The sequence below is a fragment of the Paracoccus sp. (in: a-proteobacteria) genome (assembly GCF_046289755.1).
Taxonomy (GTDB): Bacteria; Pseudomonadota; Alphaproteobacteria; order Rhodobacterales; family Rhodobacteraceae; genus Paracoccus.
Map to the genome: position 1 here is coordinate 1 of NZ_JBKBVD010000032.1, position 19,579 is coordinate 19,579.

Genomic DNA, 19,579 nt, shown 5'->3' on the forward strand with positions numbered 1-19,579 from the left:
GCAGGTCAGGCCGGCAAACGCCACGGCATGATCAAGCGCTCGACCAAGTTCATTCGCGACGCGCGCGGCACCACCATCCTGTCGGATGCGGATGCCAAGATCGTCAAGAAATACATGCCCTACGCTCGCTGATCAGGAGAACCACATATGTCACGCGTTAAATCCGGCAAGGTGACCCACGCCCGCCACAAGAAGGTCCTTGAGCAAGCCAAGGGCTATTATGGCGCGCGGTCGCGCAACTTCCGCACCGCCACGCAGGCGGTCGACAAGGCCAACCAATACGCCACCCGCGACCGCAAGAACCGCAAGCGCAATTTCCGCGCCCTGTGGATCCAGCGGATCAACGCCGCCGTCCGTGCGGTCGATGCCGAAATGACCTATTCGCGGTTCATCAACCTGCTGTCGAAAGCCGGCATCGAGGTTGACCGCAAGGTTCTGGCCGATCTGGCCGTCAACGAGCCCGACGCCTTTGGCGCGATCGTTGAAAAGGCGAAAGCCGCCGCCTGAACCCGGCCCGTCCGGGCAGAATGACCAGAGGCCCGTCCAGCAGGACGGGCCTTTTTTCTGCGTCATGCCTTTGGTTTGGCCGGATAAATAGCTTTATGTTAACCGCGCCCCGCCATTGTGTTGTTCCCATTGCCTCGGCTGGTCGGCTGACCAATGATGAGGGTTGGCGTGCAGGAGGATACCGTGAGCACTCAGTGGCCTGACATCGAAACGGCTCGGCCTGTGTTGTTCTCGTGGGGCGCGGGGCGGATGGCACGCGCCACCGCAGGCCACGACTGGGCCGGGACGCCGCTGGGCCCGGTCGAGGGCTGGTCGACCGCGCTGATGACGACGGTCAGGATGATGCTCAGCCAGCGGCATGCGATGTGCATGTTCTGGGGACCCGAGCTGACGATGCTGTATAACGACGCCTATGCGCCGCTGCTGGGCGCCAAGGAGGGGCGGGCGCTGGGCGCGCCTTTCAGGCAGATCTGGTCGGATGTCTGGGCGGATGTCGAGCCTCTGGTCATCAAGGCGCTGTCCGGCGAAAGCACGTTCTCGCAGGAAATGCGGCTGGTGATGACGCGCAACGGCTATGAAGAGGAGACCTTCTGGACCTTTTCCTATGGCCCGCTGTTTGACGATCAGGGGCAGGTGGCGGGGCTGCTGAATGTCACGGTCGATGTGACGCCCAATGTCATGTCGCGGCGCAACCAGCAGATCCTGCAGGCGGAGCTGCTGCACCGGATCCGCAATATCCTGACGGTGACCTCGACCGTGGTGTCGGCGACGCTGCGCAATGCGACCTCGTTGCCGCAGGCGCGCGACAGCGTGGCGGCGCGGATCATGGCGCTGGCCAAGGCGCAGGGACTGCTGACCGAACTGGGCGACCGGGCCGAGATCGGGCATGTGGTCGAACAATCCATCGCCGCGCATATCGACGACTGGCAGCGGGTGACGCGCACCGGCCCGCCGCTGTCGCTGACCTCGCAGCAGGCGGTCGGCCTGTCGCTGGCGCTGTACGAGCTGGCGACGAATGCCACGAAATACGGCGCGCTGCGCGATCTGACCGGGCATATCAGCATCGGCTGGCAGACCGATCCGGCGGGCGGCTTCCGGTTCGACTGGCGCGAGAGCGGCGTGGCGGGGATCGGGCCTGCCGCGCGGACCGGCTTTGGCTCGCGGCTGACGACCGTGATCGTGCCCGCCTATTTCGAGGGGCAGGGTCGGACCGTGCTGCATCCTGACGGGCTGCACTATACGCTTGAGGGCAAGCTGTCGCATTAGCCGCAGCCGGGGCGCATTGTTCCGGCCCGGCTTGCACCCTATCTTTGGCGGATGACGACACATCCGGACCGATCGCCCCGAACTGCCGCCGAGCCGGTCAAGGTGCCGCTGGCGGTGCGCCCGCTGGGACTGCTGGGCACCGCCGCCACCGCGCGTCGCAATGTGCTGGAGCTGATCCCGGCCATCGCCACCCGCCAGCCGATTGTCTCGGGCAAGACCGGGATCCGCTGGCATATGGTCATGGACCCCGACAGCCTGCGCCGCATCCTGAAGGAGCGGGTGGAGGATTACCCCAAATCGACCACGACCAAGCTGATCCTGAACCCCGCCATCGGTGACAGCCTGTTCGTGGCCGAGGGCGCGCATTGGCGCTGGCAGCGCCGCGCCGCCGCGCCCGCATTCTCGCAGCGCCATGTCGAGGGGCTGGGCCCGGTGATGACCGCCGCCGCCGAGGCATCCTGCCGCCGTCTGGCCGCCGCGACCGGGCCGGTGGATCTGTTCGGGGAAACCGTGGCCGCGACCTTCGAGGTGATCTCGGACGTCACCTTTTCGGGTGACGGGATGTTTGACCGGGATGCGGTGCATCACTCGATCGACGCCTATATCGCGCAGACCGCCAAGCTGTCGCTGATGGATGTGCTGGGCCTGCCCGCATGGCTGCCGCGTCCGGGGCGGCTGTTTTCCGGCCCCGGTCTGCGGCGGATGAAGGCGCTGGCCGATGAGGCGATTGCGGCGCGGGCAAAGGCTGCGGCCAGGGACGGCCCGCCCGATCTGCTGGACCTGCTGCTGGACGCGCAGGACCCCGAGACGGGCCGCGCCATGAACCGCGATGAGCTGCGCGACAATCTGCTGACCTTCATCGTCGCGGGCCACGAGACGACCGCCCTGACGCTGGCCTGGGCGCTGTATCTGTGCGCCTTCGATCCCGCCGTACAAGAGGCCGCCAGCGCCGAGGCGCGGGCCGTGCTGGGCGACCGCGCCGCCACCGCCGCCGATTTCGGCGCGCTGCCCCTGACCCTGCGCATCGTGAACGAGACGCTGCGCCTGTATCCGCCCGCCGCCTTCCTGTCGCGCACCGCGCAGGCGCCCGACCGGCTGTGCGGGCGCGAGGTGCGGCCCGGCGATACCGTCATGCTGCCGGTCTATGCGCTGCATCGCCATCATCTGCTGTGGGAGCGTCCCGACGCCTTTGACCCCGACCGCTTTCTGACCGCGCCCGACCGCTATGCCTTTCTGCCCTTTGGCGCCGGGCCGCGCATCTGCATCGGCGCCAGCTTTGCCCTGCAGGAGGCGGTGATCATTCTGGCGACCCTGCTGGCCCGGTTCCGGTTCGAGCGCATTCCGGGCCGCGACCCGCAGCCGCGCATGATCCTGACCCTGCGCCCGCATGGCGGCGTCTGGCTGAAGGTCAGCCCCCGCGAGGAGCGCCGCGACTAACCGGGTTGCGGTGGCTCACGGGACTGTTACAGACTGGGCGCGAACACAGCAGCGGAGCGCGCCATGACCGCCATCATCGGTTTTCTGAACACGATTTTCTGGGGCTATGTCCTGATTTACGGCCTGTTGGCCGTGGGCATCTATTTCACCGTCAGGCTGGGCTTTATCCAGTTTCTCAACTTTGCCGAGATGTGGCGCTGCGTGCGCGGCTCGGGTCAGACCGACAAGGATGGCATCACCCCGTTTCAGGCACTGTCCGTGTCGCTGGCCAGCCGCGTGGGCACCGGCAATATCGCGGGCGTCGCGGTGGCGCTGACGCTTGGCGGTCCCGGCGCGATCTTCTGGATGTGGATGGTGGCGCTGGTCGGCATGGCCACGGCCTATGCCGAATCGACGCTGGCGCAGCTGTACAAGACCCATGGCGCCGACGGCATGTATCGCGGCGGCCCGGCACAGTATATCGCGCGCGGTCTGGGCCTGCCCTGGCTGGCGGCGCTGTTCGCGGTGGCGCTGATCATCGCCTTTGGTCTGGTCTTCAACGCTGTGCAGGCCAATTCCATCGCGCAGGCGGTCGAGGGTGCCTTTGGCATCGGCGCCGGGCTGGTGGGCATTGTCGTGGCGGTCCTGTCGGGCGTCATCATCTTTGGCGGCATCCCGCAGATCGCGCGCACCGCGCAGCTGGTCGTGCCGCTGATGGCGGGTCTCTATCTGCTGGCCGCAGCCATCGTGCTGGCGATGAACGTGACCGAGGTGCCGGGCATCCTGCTGGGCATCATCCGCTCGGCCTTTGGTCTGCAAGAGGCAGTGGGCGGCGTCGCGGGCGGCGTCATGGCCGCGATGCTGAACGGCATCAAGCGCGGTCTGTTCTCGAACGAGGCCGGCATGGGGTCTGCCCCCAATATCGCCGCCGTGGCGGTGCCGAACCCGCATCACCCCTCGTCGCAGGGCTTTGTGCAGGCGCTTGGCGTGTTCATCGACACGATCCTTGTCTGCACGGCGACGGCGGTGATGATCCTGCTGGCCGATGTCATGCCCTCGGACACGCTGACCGGGGTGAACCTGACACAGGCCGCGCTGAGCGATCATTTCGGCAATTTCGGGCAGATCTTTGTGGCGGTGGCGATCTTCTTCTTCGCCTTCACCTCGATCATCGGCAATTACAGCTATGCCGAAAACGCCATCGTCTATCTGGGCGCGGGCAAGCCGGGCATCATGGCGCTGCGTCTGGCGGCGCTGTCCATGGTGGTCTGGGGTTCGTTTCAGGCGGTCGCGACGGTGTTCGACTTTGCCGATGCCAGCATGGGGCTGATGGCCACGATCAACCTGATCGCCATTGTCGCGCTGTCGGGCACGGTGGCCCATGTCACCCGCGACTATCTGCGCCAGCGTCGCGCCGGGACCGAGCCGCAATTCCACATCGCGGACCATCCGGGCATTGCGCCGGGCGTGAACCGCGACATCTGGAAGTGACACCGGGGCCGGGCGCGCGGTCTTCCCCCGCGCGCCCGGCCATGCTAACGCGAGGCCAAAGAGATGAGGGCCCCCGTTATGGACGATCTGACCCCCCTGCGTCAGCAATGGCTTGACCGCATCAACGCAGCCGCCGACCCGCAGGCCATCGAAGAGGTGCGCCTTGGTGCCCTGGGCAAAAAGGGCGAGATCAGCCTGAAGATGCGCGAGCTGGGCCGCATGTCGCCCGAAGAGCGCCAGACGACCGGCCGCCTGCTGAACGAATTGCGCGACGAGATCGACGCCGCCCTGCGCGCGCGCAAGCTGTCGCTGGAAGATGCGGCGCTGGATGCGCGGCTGCGCGACGAATGGCTGGACGTGACTCTGCCGGGCCGCCCGCGCCGTCAGGGCACGATCCACCCGATCAGTCAGGTGACCGACGAGGTGACCCAGATCTTTGCCGATATGGGCTTTGCCGTGGCCGAGGGCCCGCAGGTCGAAAGCGACTGGTACAATTTCGACGCGCTGAACATCGCGCCCGAACACCCCGCGCGGCAAGAGATGGACACCTTCTACATGCACCGCGCGCCGGGCGACAATCGCCCGCCGCATGTGCTGCGAACCCATGCCTCGCCGGTTCAGATCCGCGCCATGCAGGAACAGGGCGCGCCGATCCGCGTGATCGCGCCGGGCCGCGTCTATCGCATGGACATGGACCAGACGCACACGCCGATGTTCCACCAGATCGAGGGTCTGGCGATCGACCGCGACATCAGCATGGCGCAGCTGAAATGGACGCTGGAGGAATTCTGCCGCAGCTTCTTCGAGGTGCCGGTCGTCGAACTGCGGTTCCGCGCCAGCCACTTTCCTTTTACCGAACCGTCGGCCGAGGTGGATATCCGCTGTTCCTGGGAGGGCGGTCAGCTGAAGATCGGCGAGGGGAACTCCTGGATGGAGATTCTGGGCTCGGGGATGGTGCATCCCAATGTGCTGCGCGCGGGCGGGATCGACCCCGATCAGTGGCAGGGCTTTGCCTTTGGCATGGGCATCGACCGGATCGCGATGCTGAAATACGGCATCCCCGACCTGCGCGCCTTCTTCGAATCGGACCTGCGCTGGCTGCGCCATTACGGCTTTGCCGCAGGCGATGTGCCAAGCGTGGCGGGCGGGCTGAGCCGCTAGTCGTTTTCGTATCGTCCGCACGGATGACAGCGCCATCGCAACCCTGCGGTGGCGCTGTTTTCATGTGACCGGCAAAAGTGCCCCCTGCCGCGAAAAATCATTTGTAAGAGTGATGATGCAAATGTAACGTCGCCTTGTTCCCCGGCCGTTGTGCCGCCGCTCCTGTCCCTCTCAGGTTGGTCCGGCGTGCTGTCAGGGCCGGGGACGCCGCAGCAGGGGAGGGCAGGCGGGATGGGACGGGCTGACAGCCATTCACGGGACCGGGCACCTGTCCGGTCGGGGCAGGGACGCGCCGATGCTGGCGCCTGATGCCCTTGGCCCCACGCTGTGCGTCGGTGAGATTCTGGTCGAGATCATGGCCACGACGCCGGGCTGCGGGTTCCGCGACGTCCAGACGCTGCGCGGCCCCTATCCCAGCGGCGCGCCCGCGATCTTTGCCGGTCAGTGCGGGTTGATGGGGGGCCGGGCGGCGATGGTCGGGGCGGTGGGCGCGGATGACTTCGGCGCGCTGACCCTTGCACGTCTGCGGGCGGATGGGGTCGATGTCTCGGCGGTGGCGGTCGATCCCGACTGGCCCACCGGCAGCGCATTTGTCCGCTATCGCCCCGACGGCGCGCGGGATTTCGTGTTCAACATCGCCCGTTCTGCCGCCGCGCGGTTTGACTGGTCCGACGCGGTGCAGGCCCTGGTGGCGCAGGCGGGGCATCTGCATGTCATGGGCTCGGCGCTGACGATGCGACCTGCGCGTGACGTGATTGCGCGGGCCGCCCGTGTGATCCGGGCGCGCGGTGGCAGCCTGTCGCTGGACCCCAATCTGCGCAAGGAACTGGTCGCGGAACAGGACGCGCTGACGCTGTTCCAGCAGTTGCTGGATCAGGCCGACCTGCTGCTGCCCTCGGGTGACGAGCTGTTCCACGCGGCCGGAACGCCCGCCGATGAGGCGCAGGCGGTGGCCGCCCTGCACGCGCGCGGCATCGCGGAAATCGCGCTGAAACGCGGCGCCGACGGGGCGACCGTGTATGATGCCGGGGGCGCGACCCGTCACCCCGGTTTTCACGTCGCCGAGACCGATCCGACCGGGGCCGGGGACTGTTTTGGCGGCGCCTATGTCACCGCGCGGCGCCTTGGCCTGCCGGTGTCCGGGGCGCTGCGGCTGGCCTGCGCGGCGGGTGCGCGCAATGTCACCGTGATGGGGCCGATGGAGGGGGCGGGCACCCGTGCCCAGCTGGACGCCTTTGCCGCAGCCATGCCGGTGCGCCGATGACCGCGCTGCCGCATCTGACCGCGGGGCGGGGCATCACCTCGGTCTGTTCGGCGCATCCGCTGGTGCTGTGCGCGGCCCTGCGTCACGGCGCGCAGACAGGCGGGCCGGTGCTGATCGAGGCGACCTGCAATCAGGTCAACCATCAGGGCGGATATACCGGCATGACCCCGGCGGATTTTGCCGCCCTCGTGGCCGGTCTGGCGCAGGACGAGGGTTGCCCGCCCGATCGCGTCATTCTGGGCGGCGACCATCTGGGGCCGAATCCGTGGCGCCATCTGCCCCCCGATCAGGCGATGGCCGAGGCCGAAGCCTGCGTTGCGGCCTTTGTCGCGGCGGGCTTCGTCAAGATCCATCTGGACGCCTCGATGGGCTGCGCGGGCGAGCCGCGCGCGCTGGATGATGCGGCGACGGCGGTGCGCGCCGCCCGGCTGGCGCGCGTGGCCGAGGCGGCCCGCCCCGCGACCGGCCCGGCGCCGCGCTATGTCATCGGCACCGAGGTGCCGCCGCCCGGCGGCGCCGATCACGCGCTGGATCAGATCGCGGCCACCGCGCCGGATGCCGCGCGGCACAGCTATCGCATTCACCGTGACCTGTTCGCGGAACAGGGGTTGCAGGACGCGTTTTCCCGCGTGATCGCGCTGGTGGTGCAGCCGGGGGTCGAGTTCGGCAACCGCAATATCGTGCCCTATGACCGCGCCGCCGCGCGCCCTCTGGTCGCGGCTCTGGCCGGTCTGCCGGGGCTGGTGTTCGAGGCGCATTCGACCGACTATCAGCCCGGCGCGGCGTTGGCGGCATTGGTGGCGGACGGGTTTGCGATCCTCAAGGTCGGGCCCGAGCTGACATTTGCGCTGCGCGAGGCGCTGTATGCGCTGGACCTGATCGCGTCGGATCTGGTGCCGGGCTATGGCGCCCGCCCGCTGATGACCGGGATGGAGGCCGCGATGCAGGCCGGGCCCGGCGGGTGGCAGGATCACTATCCGCCGGGGGATGAGGGCCGGGTGATGCGGCATTATTCGCTGTCCGACCGCATCCGGTATTTCTGGTCCGACCCTCAGGCGCAGGCGGCGGTGGACGCTCTGCGCGCGGCCTTGGCGGACAGGCCGATCCCGCTGCCGCTGATCTGGCAGCACCTGCCCGGTGCAGATGGCTTTGCCGAGGGTCGGGCCAGCATTGACGACATCATCATCTGGCGCATCAGCCGCGTGCTGCACCGCTATCACGCCGCATGCCGTGGCATGACCAAGGAGGACACATGACTGTCGATCTCTTTCGACTTGAGGGGCGCGTGGCGCTGATCACCGGCGCCAGTCGCGGCATCGGGCTGGCCATTGCGCGGATGTTTCTGGCGGCGGGCGCGTCCTGTCTGCTGACGGGCCGCAGCCGGACCGAGGGCGTGGCCGCATTGCTGGCCGAATACCCCGACCGCAGCGCATGGCACGCAGCCGATGTCACCGGTGAGGACGCACCCGAAGGGATGGTGGCCGCGACGCTGGACCGTTTCGGGCGGCTTGACGTGCTGGTCAATAATGCGGGCATCGCCGATGATGGCGATTTCCACGATTTCGACGACACCCGCCTGCGCGCGATCATGGAGGTGAACCTGATGGCGCCCTTCCGCATTGCCCGCGCGGCGGTGCGCCCCATGCTGGCGCAGGGCGGCGGCGCCATCGTCAATATCGGCTCGATCTCGGCCGAGGTCGCCAACAAGCCGCAGCTTCAGGTCGCCTATAACGCCTCCAAGGCGGCGGTGCATCAGATGACGCGGGTGATGGCCTTTGAATATGCCGCGCGGGGCATCCGGGTGAACGCGCTGGCGCCGGGATATGTCGTGTCGGACATGACGGCGGGCGGCATCGCGCGGCCCGAATGGAACCGCATCTGGACCGAGAACACGCCGATGGGCCGCTTTGCCCGGCCCGAGGAAATGGCCAGTTGCGCGCTGTTTCTGGCCTCGGACGCGGCCAGCTATGTGACCGGCGCGGTGCTGGTCGCGGATGGCGGATATACGACGCATTAAGGGGGACGGAGCATGGCTGACAGTCTGACGGGCAAGGTGGCGCTGGTCACAGGGGCCGCATCGGGGATCGGGCTGGCGACGGCGCGGGCGCTGATCGGGCAGGGGGCGCGGGTGGTGATGGCCGACCGCGATCAGGCGGCGCTGGCGCGGCTGGCGGATGAGCTGGGCGCGGCGGCGATCCCGCAGGTGACCGATCTGCTGGACGCGGACAGCTGCGCCGCGATGGTCCCCGAGGCGCTGGACAAGGCGGGCCGCATCGACATCCTGCATTGCAACGCAGGCACCTATATCGGCGGCGATCTGTCCGAGACGGACGCGGCCACGATCGACCGGATGCTGAACCTGAACGTCAATGCGGTGATGAAGAACGTCCACGCCGTCATCCCGCATATGGCCGCGCGCGGGTCCGGCGACATTATCGTCACCTGTTCGGTCGCCGGCCATTTCCCGGTCCCGTGGGAGCCGGTCTATGCCGCCTCGAAATGGGCGGTGACGTGTTTTGTCCAGACCATGCGGCGGCAGCTGAACAAGCAGGGTGTGCGGGTGGGGCAGGTCTCGCCCGGTCCGGTGGTCTCGGCGCTGCTGGCGGACTGGCCCGAGGAAAACCTGCGCAAGGCCCGCGAGTCCGGCAGCCTGATCGAGCCGGAAGAGGTCGCAGACGCCGTGATCTATATGCTTACCCGGCCCCGCAACGTGACCATCCGCGACATGATCGTGCTGCCCACCAATTTCGATATCTGATGGAGGCCGTGGCATGGGACAGTTCGACGGGCTGACGGTTCTGGTCACCGGGGCCGCAGGCGGGATCGGCACCGCCATGGCCGAATGCTTTGCCGCCGGGGGGGCACGGCTGGCGCTGGTCGATTTGCTGGATGCGGGCGATCTGGCGGCGCGGCTTGGGGCCGCGCACCGCGCCTTTGTGCTGGATCTGGCGGACCCGCAGGCGATTGCCGCAATGGTGCCGCAGATCGGGGCGCAGATGGGGATCGACATTCTGATCAACAATGCCGGTCTGGGCATCGTCTTTCCCGCCGAGGCGCCTCAGGTCGCGGACTGGGACCGGACGATGGCGATCAACCTGCGCGCGCCATGGCTGATGGCGCAGGCGGCGCTGCCGTTTCTGCGCCGGTCGGGGCGGGGGCGGGTGGTCAATATCTCGTCGCAGGCGGGCGTGGTGGCGATTGCCGATCACGCCGCCTATGGTGCCAGCAAGGCAGGGCTGAACCTGCTGACACGGGTGCTGGCGGTAGAATGGGCGGGGTATGGCATCACCGTCAACGCCATCGCGCCCACCGTGGTGGACACGCCGATGGCGCTGGTCGGCTGGTCGGGCGAAAAGGGCCTGCGCGCGCGGGCCGAGATCCCGGTGGGCCGCTTTGCCAAACCATCCGAGATCGCGGCGGCGGCCCGCTACCTTGCCTCGGCCGAGGCGGCCATCATCACCGGCGAGGTGCTGATGGCCGATGGCGGCTATACCGCGCGATAAGGCGCTATTGCACGGCGCGGATGGCGGGATAGGTTTTGCGCCATGCCGCATGCGCCGCGTCAAAGGCGTCGCGCAGGGCCGGGTCGGGGGTGATTTCCTCGGCCACGCGCGGGGGCGTCATCACCTCGTCGATGGTGCCTGCCCCGGCTGCGACCTGCCCAAGCCGCGCCGCCCCCAATGCCGCACCGAATTCGCCATCAGCGGGCAGATCCAGCGTCACATCCAGCGCGGTGGCGATGACCGCCAGCCAATAGCGCGACCGCGCGCCGCCGCCGATCGCCATCAGCCGGTCCAGCTGTGCGCCCGTCGCCCGCAGCGCGTCAAAGCTGTCGCGCAGGCCAAAGGCCACGCCCTCCAGCACCGCGCGGGTCAGATCCTCACGCGAGGTGGCGGCGTCAAGGCCGGTCAGGCTGCCCCGGATCACCGCATCATTATGGGGCGTCCGTTCGCCCGACAGATAGGGCAGGAACCGCACGGCGCCGGGCGGGCGCAGCCGGGTCAGCCCGGCGGTCAGCTCGGCCGGGCGGCTACCGGTCATGCGGGCCAGCCAGTTCAGGCTGTCGGTCGCCGACAGCATCACCCCCATCTGATACCAGCGCCCCGGCACCGCATGGCAGAAACTGTGCAGCGCGGTTTCGGGCGCGGGCCGATAGCCGTCGCGCGCCGCCAGCAGCACCCCCGAGGTGCCAAGCGAGACGAAACCCTGCCCCTCGGCCATCGCACCGATGCCGCAGGCGGCGGCGGCGTTGTCGCCCGCGCCCCCGGCCACGGTCACCGGCTGTGACAGCCCCCATTCGGCGGCCAGCCTGTCGCGCAACTGCCCGGCAGGCGCGCAGCCCTCGACCAGTCGCGGCATCTGATCGGCACGCATATGCCCGGCCTTCAGCAGCGCGGGCGACCAGTCGCGCCCGCCCACATCCAGCCATGAGGTGCCCGAGGCATCCGACAGGTCGGACACGTGCTGCCCGGTCAGCCACAGATTCAGATAGGCCGCAGGCAGCAGCACGCGGGCTGTGCGGGCGTGGATGTCAGGCTCGTGCCTGCGCAGCCATTCCAGCTTGGGCGCGGTGAATCCGGGAAAGACGATATTGCCGGAAATCGCGCGGAAATCGGGGTTGGCGTCCAGCCGGGCGGCCTCGGCATGGCTGCGGGTGTCGTTCCACAGGATGCAGGGGCGCAGCACGCGGTCATCGGCGTCCAGCAGGGTCGCGCCGTGCATATGGCCCGCCACGCCGATGCCGCGCAGGGCCGCGAATTCGGGATGGCGGTCGCGCAGCTGGGCCACGGCGGCCTGCACGGCCTCGATCCAGTCGGCGGGGTTCTGTTCCGACCAGCCGGGATGGGGGTGATCCACCTCGTAATGCGCCTCGGCCGCGCCAATGGGCTGGCCCGCATCGTCGATCAGCAATGCCCTGAGGCCCGAAGTCCCAAGGTCCAGTCCGAGAAAGCTCATCTTCATCATCCTGCCGGTTTGATCTGCCTGAGGTGCAGGCCTGTTGTGGAACAGCGCCGCCTTGCGGTCAAACGCTTCGCGCCCTGCCGTCGGGTGGGGGCGACAGAAGCGCGGTCAGCACGCCGCCGAGGGTCGCCAGCACCTGCGCCGCCCCCGCCTGTTGCAACCGCCCTGCATGATCGTCGCGCATGCCGTCCAGATGGCTGCCGCCGGTAAAGCCCACCGCATGCATGCCCGCCGCCCGCGCGCCGGTGATGCCATGGGGCGAATCCTCCATCACCGCGCAGGCGGTGGCGGGAATGCCAAGGGACGCAGCTGCCAGCAGGAACAGATCGGGCGCGGGCTTGCCGCGTGCGACCTGATCGGCGCTGAAGGCACGGTCCATGAAATGCGCGTCCAGCCCCGCGATCCGCAACGTCGCCGTCATCCGCGCGACCGAGCCGCCGGTGGCGATGGCGGTGGCGATCCCGGCGTCGCGCAAGCGGTCCAGCAGCGCGGGCACGCCGTCGATCAGCGCCAAACCCTGCGCCCTGTAGCTGTCCAGCAGGCGGGCCTCGAAACGGTCCACAAAGCCGGGCGGGCAGGGGCGGCCCGTGGCCTTTGCCACATGATCGCGGATCGTGCGGATCGAGACGCCCAGAAACCTTTTGCGCAGATCGTCGGGTGTGACGGACAGCCCGGCCTCGGCCATTTCGGTTGCCAGCGCCGCCAGCGACATACGCTCGCTGTCGACAAGGCAGCCGTCGAGGTCGAAGATCACGGCCCGGATGGGGTTCGGTGCCGCCATGGGGTTACAGCCGCCGCTCGGACTGGCGGTCGAACAGATGGACATGTGCGGGGTCGATGACAAACCCGATGGCGCTGCCCGGTGCCGCGCGCAGCCGGTCCTTGACCACCGCGTCGATCAGATCATTGCCCGCCCGCGCGAAGATCTGGGTTTCCGACCCCGTCGGCTCGGTCACGACCACCTTGACCGGCACACCCTGATCGCCGACCGAGATATGTTCGGGGCGGATGCCATAGGTGACCGCATGACCCTCGGCCAGACCGGCGGCCTGCGGGGGCAGGGGCAAGGCCAGCCCGCTGTCGCTGAGAAACACCCGCGCGCCGTCCTGCGTGGCGATCACGCCATGCAGGAAATTCATCGAGGGAGAACCGATGAACCCCGCCACGAACACGCTGTCGGGATGGTCATACAGATCCAGCGGCGCGCCGATCTGTTCGACCCGGCCGTCGCGCATGACGACGATCTTGTCGGCCATGGTCATCGCCTCGATCTGGTCATGCGTCACATAGACGATGGTGGTTTTCAGGCGCTGGTGCAGCTCCTTGATCTCGACCCGCATGGTCACGCGCAGTTTCGCGTCGAGGTTCGACAGCGGCTCGTCGAACAGAAACACCTGCGGGTCGCGCACGATGGCGCGGCCCATGGCGACGCGCTGGCGCTGCCCGCCCGACAGCTGCTTGGGGAAACGGTCCAGCAGATGCGCAAGGTCCAGGATCGAGGCCGCGTGACGCACCTTTTCGGCGATCTCGGCCTTGGGGCGTTTCGCCATCTTCAGCGGAAAGCCGATATTTTCGGCCACCGTCTTGTGCGGATAAAGCGCGTAGGACTGGAACACCATCGAGATGTCGCGTTCCTTGGGCGGCACGTCATTGACGACCCGCCCGCCGATGGAGATCTGACCCTCGGTGATTTCCTCCAGCCCGGCCAGCATCCGCAGCAGGGTGGATTTGCCGCAGCCCGAGGGGCCGACCAGCACGACGAATTCGCCATCCTCGATGTCGACGCTGACCCCGTGCATGACCTGCACCCCGCCATAGCGTTTCTGCACGGCGTCGATTTTCACATGGGCCATGTCAGGCTCCTTCCTGCGGCAGAACGATCTGCATCTTGACGTCTGATGCGGGCGCGGACGCCGCGATTTCAAAGGCCTGCACGCTGTCCTTGAAGTCAAATCTACGGGTGATCAGCGGCTTTACGTCGATCGCGCCCGAGGCGATCATGTTCACGCAGCGCGGAAAGGCATGGGCATAGCGAAAGATATTCTCGACCCGCGCCTCGCGCACCATGGCGGCGCCCGCGTCATAGGCGATGGGCTCGGCCTGACCGCCGATCATCACGACGCAACCGCCCGGCGCCAGCGGCTGAAACACGCTGGCCGCTGCGATGGCGGAACCCGTCGCCTCGAACACCACATCGGCACCCCAGCCTTCGGTTTCCTCCAGCACGCGGGCGGCCAGATCGTCGGATGAGGCATCGACCGGAACGATTGCAGGTGACAGGCCCGCCGCGATGTCCAGTTTCGCGCGGGCGATGTCGCTGACGAAAACGCGCGAACAGCCCGCCGCCAGCGCCGACAATGCGGTGACCAGACCGATCGGCCCCGCGCCCATCACCACCGCCACATCGCCGGGCCGGATGCGCGCCTTGGTCGCGGCGTGGAGGCCCACCGCCAGCGGCTCGACCATGGCGCCCTCGGCAAAGGACACGTGGTCGGGCAGCTTGAAGGTGAACGCCTCGGGATGCACGCAGGTGGGGCGCAGGATGCCATGCACCGGCGGCGTCGCCCAGAAGCGCACCGCAGGATCAATGTTATACATGCCCATCCGGGAGGCGCGGCTGTTGGGGTCGGGGATGCCCGGCTCCATGCAGACGCGGTCGCCGGGGCGCAGGGTCGTCACCCCGGACCCGCATTCGATCACGGTGCCCGCCGCCTCGTGGCCGAGGATCATCGGCGCGTTCACCACGAACGGGCCGATGCGGCCATGGGTGTAATAGTGGACGTCCGATCCGCAGATCCCCACCGTGTGCAGCCGGATGCGCACATCGCGGGGGCCAAGCGTTTCCTCGTCGCGGTCGATCTGGGGGACATCGCGCAGCGCCAGCGCGCCCTTATGTTCGAGAACCAAAGCCTTCATGGGTCAGCCCCTGCGAATGATGATGACGGCGCCCGCGACCGAGATCGCCACCGCGATCCAGACCGACAGGCCAAGCGGTTCCAGAAAGCGCAGCCAGAACAGCGACAGCGCGACCCACAGCACGACCGAGATGAACAGCCGGTCAAAGGCGTTGGTCTGGATGGGCAGAAAGCCCTTGCGATCCTTGGCCATGATTTATCCTTTCACCGCGCCAAAGGTCAGGCCGGTCACGATATGACGCTGCACGAGGCTGAAAACGATCAGCGCCGGGATCAGCGTAAAGACGGAAATCGCCGCCATGATCCCCCAGTTCGTGCCGGTGGTGGTGACATATTCCGACAGGCCGGTGGTCAGGGTGCGGGCGTTGAAGTTGGTCAGCGTGGCCGCCAGCAGATATTCGTTCCACGCAAACACCCAGGTCAGGATCAGCGTCACGGCCAGACCGGGGCGGGCCAGCGGAAAGACGATCTCGGTGATGACCTTCCACGGGCTGGCGCCATCGACATAGGCGGCCTCGTCCAGCTCTTTGGGGATCGAATCCAGCGTCGGGCGCAGGGTCCAGATCGCGAAGGGCAGATTGAACGTGCAATAGATCAGGATCATGCCCGTGCGTGTATCGGCAAGGGTGAAATCGCCGATGCGGTACACCTGCGTCAGCAGCAGAAACAGCGGCAGCAGGAACACGGCGGGCGGTGCCATCCGGTTGGTGATGGTCCAGAAAAAGATGCTCTCCTTGCCCGGCAGATCGAACCGGGTCAGCGCATAGCAGGCCAGAAAGCCCAGACCCGTGCACAGCACCGCATTGCCGGTCGAGATGATCAGCGAGTTCATCATATAGCCGCGCAATGTGCGGTCGTTCAGCACATCGACATAGTTTTTCCAGTACAGGCTATCCAGCCAGACCGAGGGGGTCGAAAACAGCTCGACCGCCGGTTTGACCGAGATCACGAACAGCCAGTAGATCGGAAACAGCGTGGCCAGGCTGAGGGCGGTCCACAGCACGACCGCCAGATAGGGGTTGCCCTTGCGGCGCATGGTCTCAGTCCTTTTCACGGTTGCGCGGCGCGATCAGGCCGACATACATCAGCCAGCAGGCCACGATGGTCAGATAGAGCACGATGACCGAAATGGCCGAGCCATAGCCGTAATTCGTGCGCGGAAAGACCTCTTTGAAGATATGCACGCCGACAAAGCGGGTGGCCGATCCCGGTCCGCCGCCGGTCAGCATCAGCACCTCGTCCACGGTGCGCATCGCATCCATCAGGCGGATGAACAGCGTGGCCAGAATCGCGGGCCGGATCATCGGCAGGGTGATGTGCCAGAAGATCTGCCAGCGCCCGGCGCCGTCGATCTGCGCCTGCTCGAACGGGTCCTGCGGCAACGAGATCAGGGCCGCGATCATGGTCAGCGTGACCAGCGGCGTCCAGTGCCAGACATCCATGATGACGGTCACGACGAAAGCCTGCATCGCGCTTTGGCCGATGTTGAGGTCATAGCCCAGCCAGCCCGACAGAAAGCTGGGGATGATCCCGATCGAGGGCGTGGTCATCAGCTTCCAGACCGACCCCACGATGATCGGCGCCATGATCAGCGGCAGCGTGTGGATGGTGCGGAAAATCGCCTTGCCGGGAAAGTCGCGCATGAAGGCCTGCGCCAGCGCATAGCCCAGCACCAGCTGGGTCGTGACCGCAAAGAACACAAAGGCCGCCGTCACCCCAAGCGAGGCCATGAACTGCTGGTCAAAGACCAGTCGGCGATAGTTGCTGGCCCAGTTGAACACCATATTCGGGTTGGCCCCGAACGGGTTCCACTGATGGAACGACACGATGATGACATAGATGAATGGGGCCACGCCGAACAGGAACAGAATGATCAGTGTCGGTGCCAGCAAGGCCCAGCCCAAGGTCTTGGAATGCATGCGGAAATGCCCCCGTTTGCGCGCATGGCGCCCCGCCCCGGCGGCACATGGCCTTGGGGGCGGGGCAGGGATCAGGGGTCAGTTGCGATAGCCCAGATCGGTCAGCTCTTCCTCGGCCTTGGCGGCCATCTGGTCGAGGCCCGCATCGGGTTCCAGCGACCCGGTCAGGATGTCGTAAAAGATCGGCGCCGTCGCCTCGCGCACCTGGGCGTGGAACGGATAGGCCGGGGCCCCGGCAAACAGGTGGCCCTGATCGCGCATCATGTCGAAATAGCCGTTCAGCTTTTCGTTCAGATCCTGCACGGCAGGGTCGTCATAGGTCGCGGTCGTGGTGATGCGCGACCCGGCCAAGGCCCAGTCCGACTGGATGTCCTCTTCGGCCAGAAACTGCAGGAACAGCACCGCCGCGTCCTGATTTTTCGAGGTGACCGGCAGGCCAAAGGCGCCGCCGTCATAATAGCCGATATAGCCCTCGCCGGCCTCGGTCGCCTCCAGCACGCCCTCGGCCAGCGGCGGCAGCGCCACGCCGACATTGCCCACCACGCGCGACTGGCTTTCGTCGGTCGCGATCCAGGCGGCGTTCTCGCCATAGACCAGACCCTGCGCCGCGCGGCCTGCGGCAAAGGTCGTGGCGACCTCGGACCAGGTCGATTGCACCGATTCCGGCGGGGCGATGTCGCGCAGATGCAGCCACCAGCGCAGCGCGGCCTTGGCCTCGTCCGAGTTCATCCGGCCACCGTTCTCGACGCTGGCGGCATAGTTGTTTTCGGGGTCGATGCCCCAGTGATAGACGCCAAAGGTCGGCGCGACCGATTCGAAAAATTCATACCAGGACGCCGGATGGCCGGTATGGGCCTGCGCGGTCGTGCCCCACAGGTCACCGCCGTTGTTCTGCCCCCATTCGGTGAAGAACTCGGCAATTTCGGTGTATTCGTCATGGGTGGTGGCCGGTGCCAGATCGCGGCCGGTCTTTTCGCGGAAGGCCGCCTGAATCTCGGTGTCCCCGAACAGGTCGGTGCGATAGAGATACGGCTTGACGAAAGCCTCCATCGGCATGCCGTAGAGGTTGCCGTTCTCGCCCCGGAAATAGTCGGCAAAGCTGGTCAGCCGCGCCTCGTCAAAGCTGGGCGCGCGCAGTTCGGGCTTGGCCTCCAATGCTGCGGTCAGATCGACGAGGAAGTCGCGGGACAGATAGGCATAGACGATGTCCTGCTCGATATAGACCATGTCATAGATGCCGGTGCCGGCCTCCATGTCCTTGATCGCCTTGTCATACATCTGGTCCCATGAGGTGGTTTCGATGTCGACGCGGATGCCGGTCAGTTCCTCGAATTTCGGCGCCAGCACATTCCTGACATAGTTCGAGGGCGGCGTGGATTCGGTGACGCCGCGCAGGGTCACCCCCTCCATGCCCGCCGCGGCCTCGGCCCAGAAGCTGTCGTCCTGCGCGAAGGCCGTCGTCGCGGCAAGCGCCATTGCCAGCGCCGAGGCGCCGGTCGTCCAGTGATTGCTCATGTCATCCTCCCCTAAGGCACGCGGGACCATGGCATCGCTGAGGCCGGTCCTCGTCATTGCGCCGTCATCATGGCGCAGGACCGGCCGTTCAGGCAAGAAAAAAATCCATATGTAAGTTAAGCAATACATGTGTAATAGGCGGTGATGCGCTGGCGCCTTGACCCCATGGCGGCGCAGGGATCAGATACGACCATGAGCGATGACGAATTTCCCGCCGAAGACGCCTTTGTGGCCGAGGTGTGCTGGCACTATTACGTCAATGAGATGACGCAGGCCGAGATTGCCAAGTTTCTTGGCGCCACCCGGCTGCGCGTCAATCAGGCGATCCAAAAGGCGCGCGCGCAGGGGATGGTGCGGATCCAGATCGAATCGCCCGCCATGCCGTATTTCGATCTGCAGGACCGGCTGCGCGACCGGTTTGGTCTGGACCGGGTGCTGGTGGCGCCCGCCCGGCCCGACGCCTATGATTTCAACCGCCCCGTCGGCGCCGCACTTGCCAGCTATATGCAGGACCGGCTGCGCGCGGGGGACTGGCGCCGGATCGGCGTGTCCTGGGGGATGACGCTGCAGGCCTCGATCGACCGGATGCCGCGTCAGTCCTGGCCGGATGTCGAGATCATCTCGATCATCGGCGGCACCAGCCGGGGCGAGACGTTCAATTCCTTTGGCATTGCCTCGGGGTTCGCGGAGCGTCTGGGCGCGCGCTATTCGCTGCTGGCCGCGCCGATCTTTCTGGCCGACCGCGTGCAGCGCGACGCCTTTCTGGCGCAGGACATCTTTCAGACGCATTTCGCAAAATTCGCCACGCTGGATGCCGCCATCCTGACCTGCAGCGACATCTCGGCGGCGTCCTATCTGATTTCGTCGGGGCTGCCCGCCGGCGTCAGCAAATCCAGCCTGACCGGTGACGGTGCCATCGGCGATGTCGTCTGCCGCTTTCTGGACGGGCAGGGACGGGCGGTCTGCCCGCGGCTGGACGAACGCACGATCGGCATCTCGCTGGACCTGCTGCGGCAGGTGCCCGACCGGGTGCTGGCCGCCGCAGGGCCGCACAAGGTCGACATCATCCGCGTCATCGTGGGGCAGGGAATCGCCAACAGCCTGATCACCGATGACGTCACCGCCCGTCTGCTGCTGGACGGGTAGGGGCCGGGCGGCGGCCT

General features: G+C 66.9%; 20 protein-coding genes. 12 read left to right on the forward strand and 8 right to left on the reverse strand.

Annotated features, from left to right (window positions below):
* The 11 genes from ACK41U_RS12495 to ACK41U_RS12545 form a co-directional block, all read left to right on the forward strand.
* On the forward strand, positions 1–132 hold a 132-nt coding region (locus ACK41U_RS12495; protein WP_409680707.1), incomplete at its 5' end, for a 50S ribosomal protein L35.
* Positions 133–147: 15 nt separating this feature from the next.
* Positions 148–507: a 50S ribosomal protein L20 gene (rplT, locus tag ACK41U_RS12500; RefSeq protein ID WP_409680607.1), complete on the forward strand. Its 360-nt coding sequence runs from the start codon at positions 148–150 to the stop codon at positions 505–507.
* Between the two features lie 183 nt (positions 508–690).
* On the forward strand, positions 691–1,773 hold the full coding sequence (locus tag ACK41U_RS12505; protein WP_409680610.1) for a sensor histidine kinase: 1,083 nt from the start codon (positions 691–693) through the stop codon (positions 1,771–1,773).
* Positions 1,774–1,824: 51 nt separating this feature from the next.
* Entirely contained in the window at positions 1,825–3,210 is a 1,386-nt protein-coding gene (locus tag ACK41U_RS12510; protein ID WP_409680613.1) for a cytochrome P450, read from the forward strand.
* A gap of 63 nt (positions 3,211–3,273) precedes the next feature.
* Entirely contained in the window at positions 3,274–4,680 is a 1,407-nt protein-coding gene (locus tag ACK41U_RS12515; RefSeq protein ID WP_409680616.1) for an alanine/glycine:cation symporter family protein, read from the forward strand.
* A gap of 78 nt (positions 4,681–4,758) precedes the next feature.
* Positions 4,759–5,841: a phenylalanine--tRNA ligase subunit alpha gene (gene pheS, locus ACK41U_RS12520; protein WP_409680710.1), complete on the forward strand. Its 1,083-nt coding sequence runs from the start codon at positions 4,759–4,761 to the stop codon at positions 5,839–5,841.
* 295 nt (positions 5,842–6,136) lie between these two features.
* A complete protein-coding gene (locus tag ACK41U_RS12525; protein ID WP_409680619.1) occupies positions 6,137–7,105 on the forward strand; it encodes a sugar kinase in 969 nt (322 codons plus the stop codon).
* Positions 7,102–8,361: a class II D-tagatose-bisphosphate aldolase non-catalytic subunit gene (locus ACK41U_RS12530; RefSeq protein ID WP_409680622.1), complete on the forward strand. Its 1,260-nt coding sequence runs from the start codon at positions 7,102–7,104 to the stop codon at positions 8,359–8,361. The genes ACK41U_RS12525 and ACK41U_RS12530 overlap by 4 nt, the downstream gene beginning before the upstream one ends.
* Positions 8,358–9,122: an SDR family NAD(P)-dependent oxidoreductase gene (locus ACK41U_RS12535; RefSeq protein WP_409680625.1), complete on the forward strand. Its 765-nt coding sequence runs from the start codon at positions 8,358–8,360 to the stop codon at positions 9,120–9,122. The genes ACK41U_RS12530 and ACK41U_RS12535 overlap by 4 nt, the downstream gene beginning before the upstream one ends.
* Positions 9,123–9,134: 12 nt before the next feature.
* Positions 9,135–9,863 (forward strand): SDR family oxidoreductase, encoded by a 729-nt coding sequence (locus ACK41U_RS12540; RefSeq protein ID WP_409680628.1) that lies wholly within the window; start codon positions 9,135–9,137, stop codon positions 9,861–9,863.
* A 13-nt stretch (positions 9,864–9,876) separates the two neighbouring features.
* Positions 9,877–10,608 carry an SDR family oxidoreductase gene (locus ACK41U_RS12545; RefSeq protein ID WP_409680631.1) on the forward strand — a complete coding sequence of 244 codons (732 nt, stop codon included), beginning with the start codon at positions 9,877–9,879 and terminating at the stop codon, positions 10,606–10,608.
* A 4-nt stretch (positions 10,609–10,612) separates the two neighbouring features.
* On the opposite strand, the gene xylB is transcribed toward ACK41U_RS12545, so the two are convergent.
* From xylB to ACK41U_RS12585, 8 genes are all read right to left on the reverse strand, one after another.
* Positions 10,613–12,061 carry a xylulokinase gene (xylB, locus tag ACK41U_RS12550; RefSeq protein WP_409680633.1) on the reverse strand — a complete coding sequence of 483 codons (1,449 nt, stop codon included), beginning with the start codon at positions 12,059–12,061 and terminating at the stop codon, positions 10,613–10,615.
* 67 nt (positions 12,062–12,128) lie between these two features.
* Positions 12,129–12,848: an HAD family hydrolase gene (locus tag ACK41U_RS12555; protein ID WP_409680636.1), complete on the reverse strand. Its 720-nt coding sequence runs from the start codon at positions 12,846–12,848 to the stop codon at positions 12,129–12,131.
* Positions 12,849–12,852: 4 nt separating this feature from the next.
* Positions 12,853–13,920, reverse strand: a complete 1,068-nt coding sequence (locus ACK41U_RS12560) for an ABC transporter ATP-binding protein (protein ID WP_409680639.1) — start codon at positions 13,918–13,920, stop codon at positions 12,853–12,855.
* A 1-nt stretch (position 13,921) separates the two neighbouring features.
* Positions 13,922–14,983 (reverse strand): NAD(P)-dependent alcohol dehydrogenase, encoded by a 1,062-nt coding sequence (locus ACK41U_RS12565; protein WP_409680642.1) that lies wholly within the window; start codon positions 14,981–14,983, stop codon positions 13,922–13,924.
* Positions 14,984–14,986: 3 nt separating this feature from the next.
* On the reverse strand, positions 14,987–15,175 hold the full coding sequence (locus ACK41U_RS12570; protein ID WP_409680645.1) for a DUF2160 family membrane protein: 189 nt from the start codon (positions 15,173–15,175) through the stop codon (positions 14,987–14,989).
* A 3-nt stretch (positions 15,176–15,178) separates the two neighbouring features.
* Entirely contained in the window at positions 15,179–16,018 is an 840-nt protein-coding gene (locus tag ACK41U_RS12575) for a carbohydrate ABC transporter permease (protein ID WP_409680647.1), read from the reverse strand.
* Between the two features lie 4 nt (positions 16,019–16,022).
* Positions 16,023–16,901 carry a carbohydrate ABC transporter permease gene (locus ACK41U_RS12580; RefSeq protein ID WP_409680649.1) on the reverse strand — a complete coding sequence of 293 codons (879 nt, stop codon included), beginning with the start codon at positions 16,899–16,901 and terminating at the stop codon, positions 16,023–16,025.
* Positions 16,902–16,979: 78 nt separating this feature from the next.
* The gene (locus tag ACK41U_RS12585; protein ID WP_409680651.1) at positions 16,980–18,416 is read right to left on the reverse strand and encodes an extracellular solute-binding protein; all 1,437 of its coding nucleotides are present in this window, start codon (positions 18,414–18,416) and stop codon (positions 16,980–16,982) included.
* Between the two features lie 144 nt (positions 18,417–18,560).
* On the opposite strand from ACK41U_RS12585, the gene ACK41U_RS12590 reads away from it, so the two are divergent.
* Positions 18,561–19,562 carry a sugar-binding transcriptional regulator gene (locus ACK41U_RS12590; RefSeq protein ID WP_409680654.1) on the forward strand — a complete coding sequence of 334 codons (1,002 nt, stop codon included), beginning with the start codon at positions 18,561–18,563 and terminating at the stop codon, positions 19,560–19,562.
* Positions 19,563–19,579 lie beyond the last annotated feature (17 nt).

Excerpts from the sequence above, each read along its gene's own strand:
- ACK41U_RS12580 (WP_409680649.1), bottom strand. The coding sequence starts at position 16,901 with ATGCATTCCAAGACCTTGGGCTGGGCCTTGCTGGCACCGACACTGATC.
- ACK41U_RS12540 (WP_409680628.1), top strand. The coding sequence starts at position 9,135 with ATGGCTGACAGTCTGACGGGCAAGGTGGCGCTGGTCACAGGGGCCGCA.
- ACK41U_RS12565 (WP_409680642.1), bottom strand. The coding sequence starts at position 14,983 with ATGAAGGCTTTGGTTCTCGAACATAAGGGCGCGCTGGCGCTGCGCGAT.
- ACK41U_RS12515 (WP_409680616.1), top strand. The coding sequence starts at position 3,274 with ATGACCGCCATCATCGGTTTTCTGAACACGATTTTCTGGGGCTATGTC.
- ACK41U_RS12525 (WP_409680619.1), top strand. The coding sequence starts at position 6,137 with ATGCTGGCGCCTGATGCCCTTGGCCCCACGCTGTGCGTCGGTGAGATT.
- ACK41U_RS12590 (WP_409680654.1), top strand. The coding sequence starts at position 18,561 with ATGCGCTGGCGCCTTGACCCCATGGCGGCGCAGGGATCAGATACGACC.
- ACK41U_RS12535 (WP_409680625.1), top strand. The coding sequence starts at position 8,358 with ATGACTGTCGATCTCTTTCGACTTGAGGGGCGCGTGGCGCTGATCACC.
- rplT (WP_409680607.1), top strand. The coding sequence starts at position 148 with ATGTCACGCGTTAAATCCGGCAAGGTGACCCACGCCCGCCACAAGAAG.
- ACK41U_RS12530 (WP_409680622.1), top strand. The coding sequence starts at position 7,102 with ATGACCGCGCTGCCGCATCTGACCGCGGGGCGGGGCATCACCTCGGTC.
- xylB (WP_409680633.1), bottom strand. The coding sequence starts at position 12,061 with ATGAGCTTTCTCGGACTGGACCTTGGGACTTCGGGCCTCAGGGCATTG.
- pheS (WP_409680710.1), top strand. The coding sequence starts at position 4,759 with ATGGACGATCTGACCCCCCTGCGTCAGCAATGGCTTGACCGCATCAAC.
- ACK41U_RS12585 (WP_409680651.1), bottom strand. The coding sequence starts at position 18,416 with ATGAGCAATCACTGGACGACCGGCGCCTCGGCGCTGGCAATGGCGCTT.
- ACK41U_RS12560 (WP_409680639.1), bottom strand. The coding sequence starts at position 13,920 with ATGGCCCATGTGAAAATCGACGCCGTGCAGAAACGCTATGGCGGGGTG.
- ACK41U_RS12555 (WP_409680636.1), bottom strand. The coding sequence starts at position 12,848 with ATGGCGGCACCGAACCCCATCCGGGCCGTGATCTTCGACCTCGACGGC.
- ACK41U_RS12510 (WP_409680613.1), top strand. The coding sequence starts at position 1,825 with ATGACGACACATCCGGACCGATCGCCCCGAACTGCCGCCGAGCCGGTC.
- ACK41U_RS12575 (WP_409680647.1), bottom strand. The coding sequence starts at position 16,018 with ATGCGCCGCAAGGGCAACCCCTATCTGGCGGTCGTGCTGTGGACCGCC.
- ACK41U_RS12570 (WP_409680645.1), bottom strand. The coding sequence starts at position 15,175 with ATGGCCAAGGATCGCAAGGGCTTTCTGCCCATCCAGACCAACGCCTTT.
- ACK41U_RS12545 (WP_409680631.1), top strand. The coding sequence starts at position 9,877 with ATGGGACAGTTCGACGGGCTGACGGTTCTGGTCACCGGGGCCGCAGGC.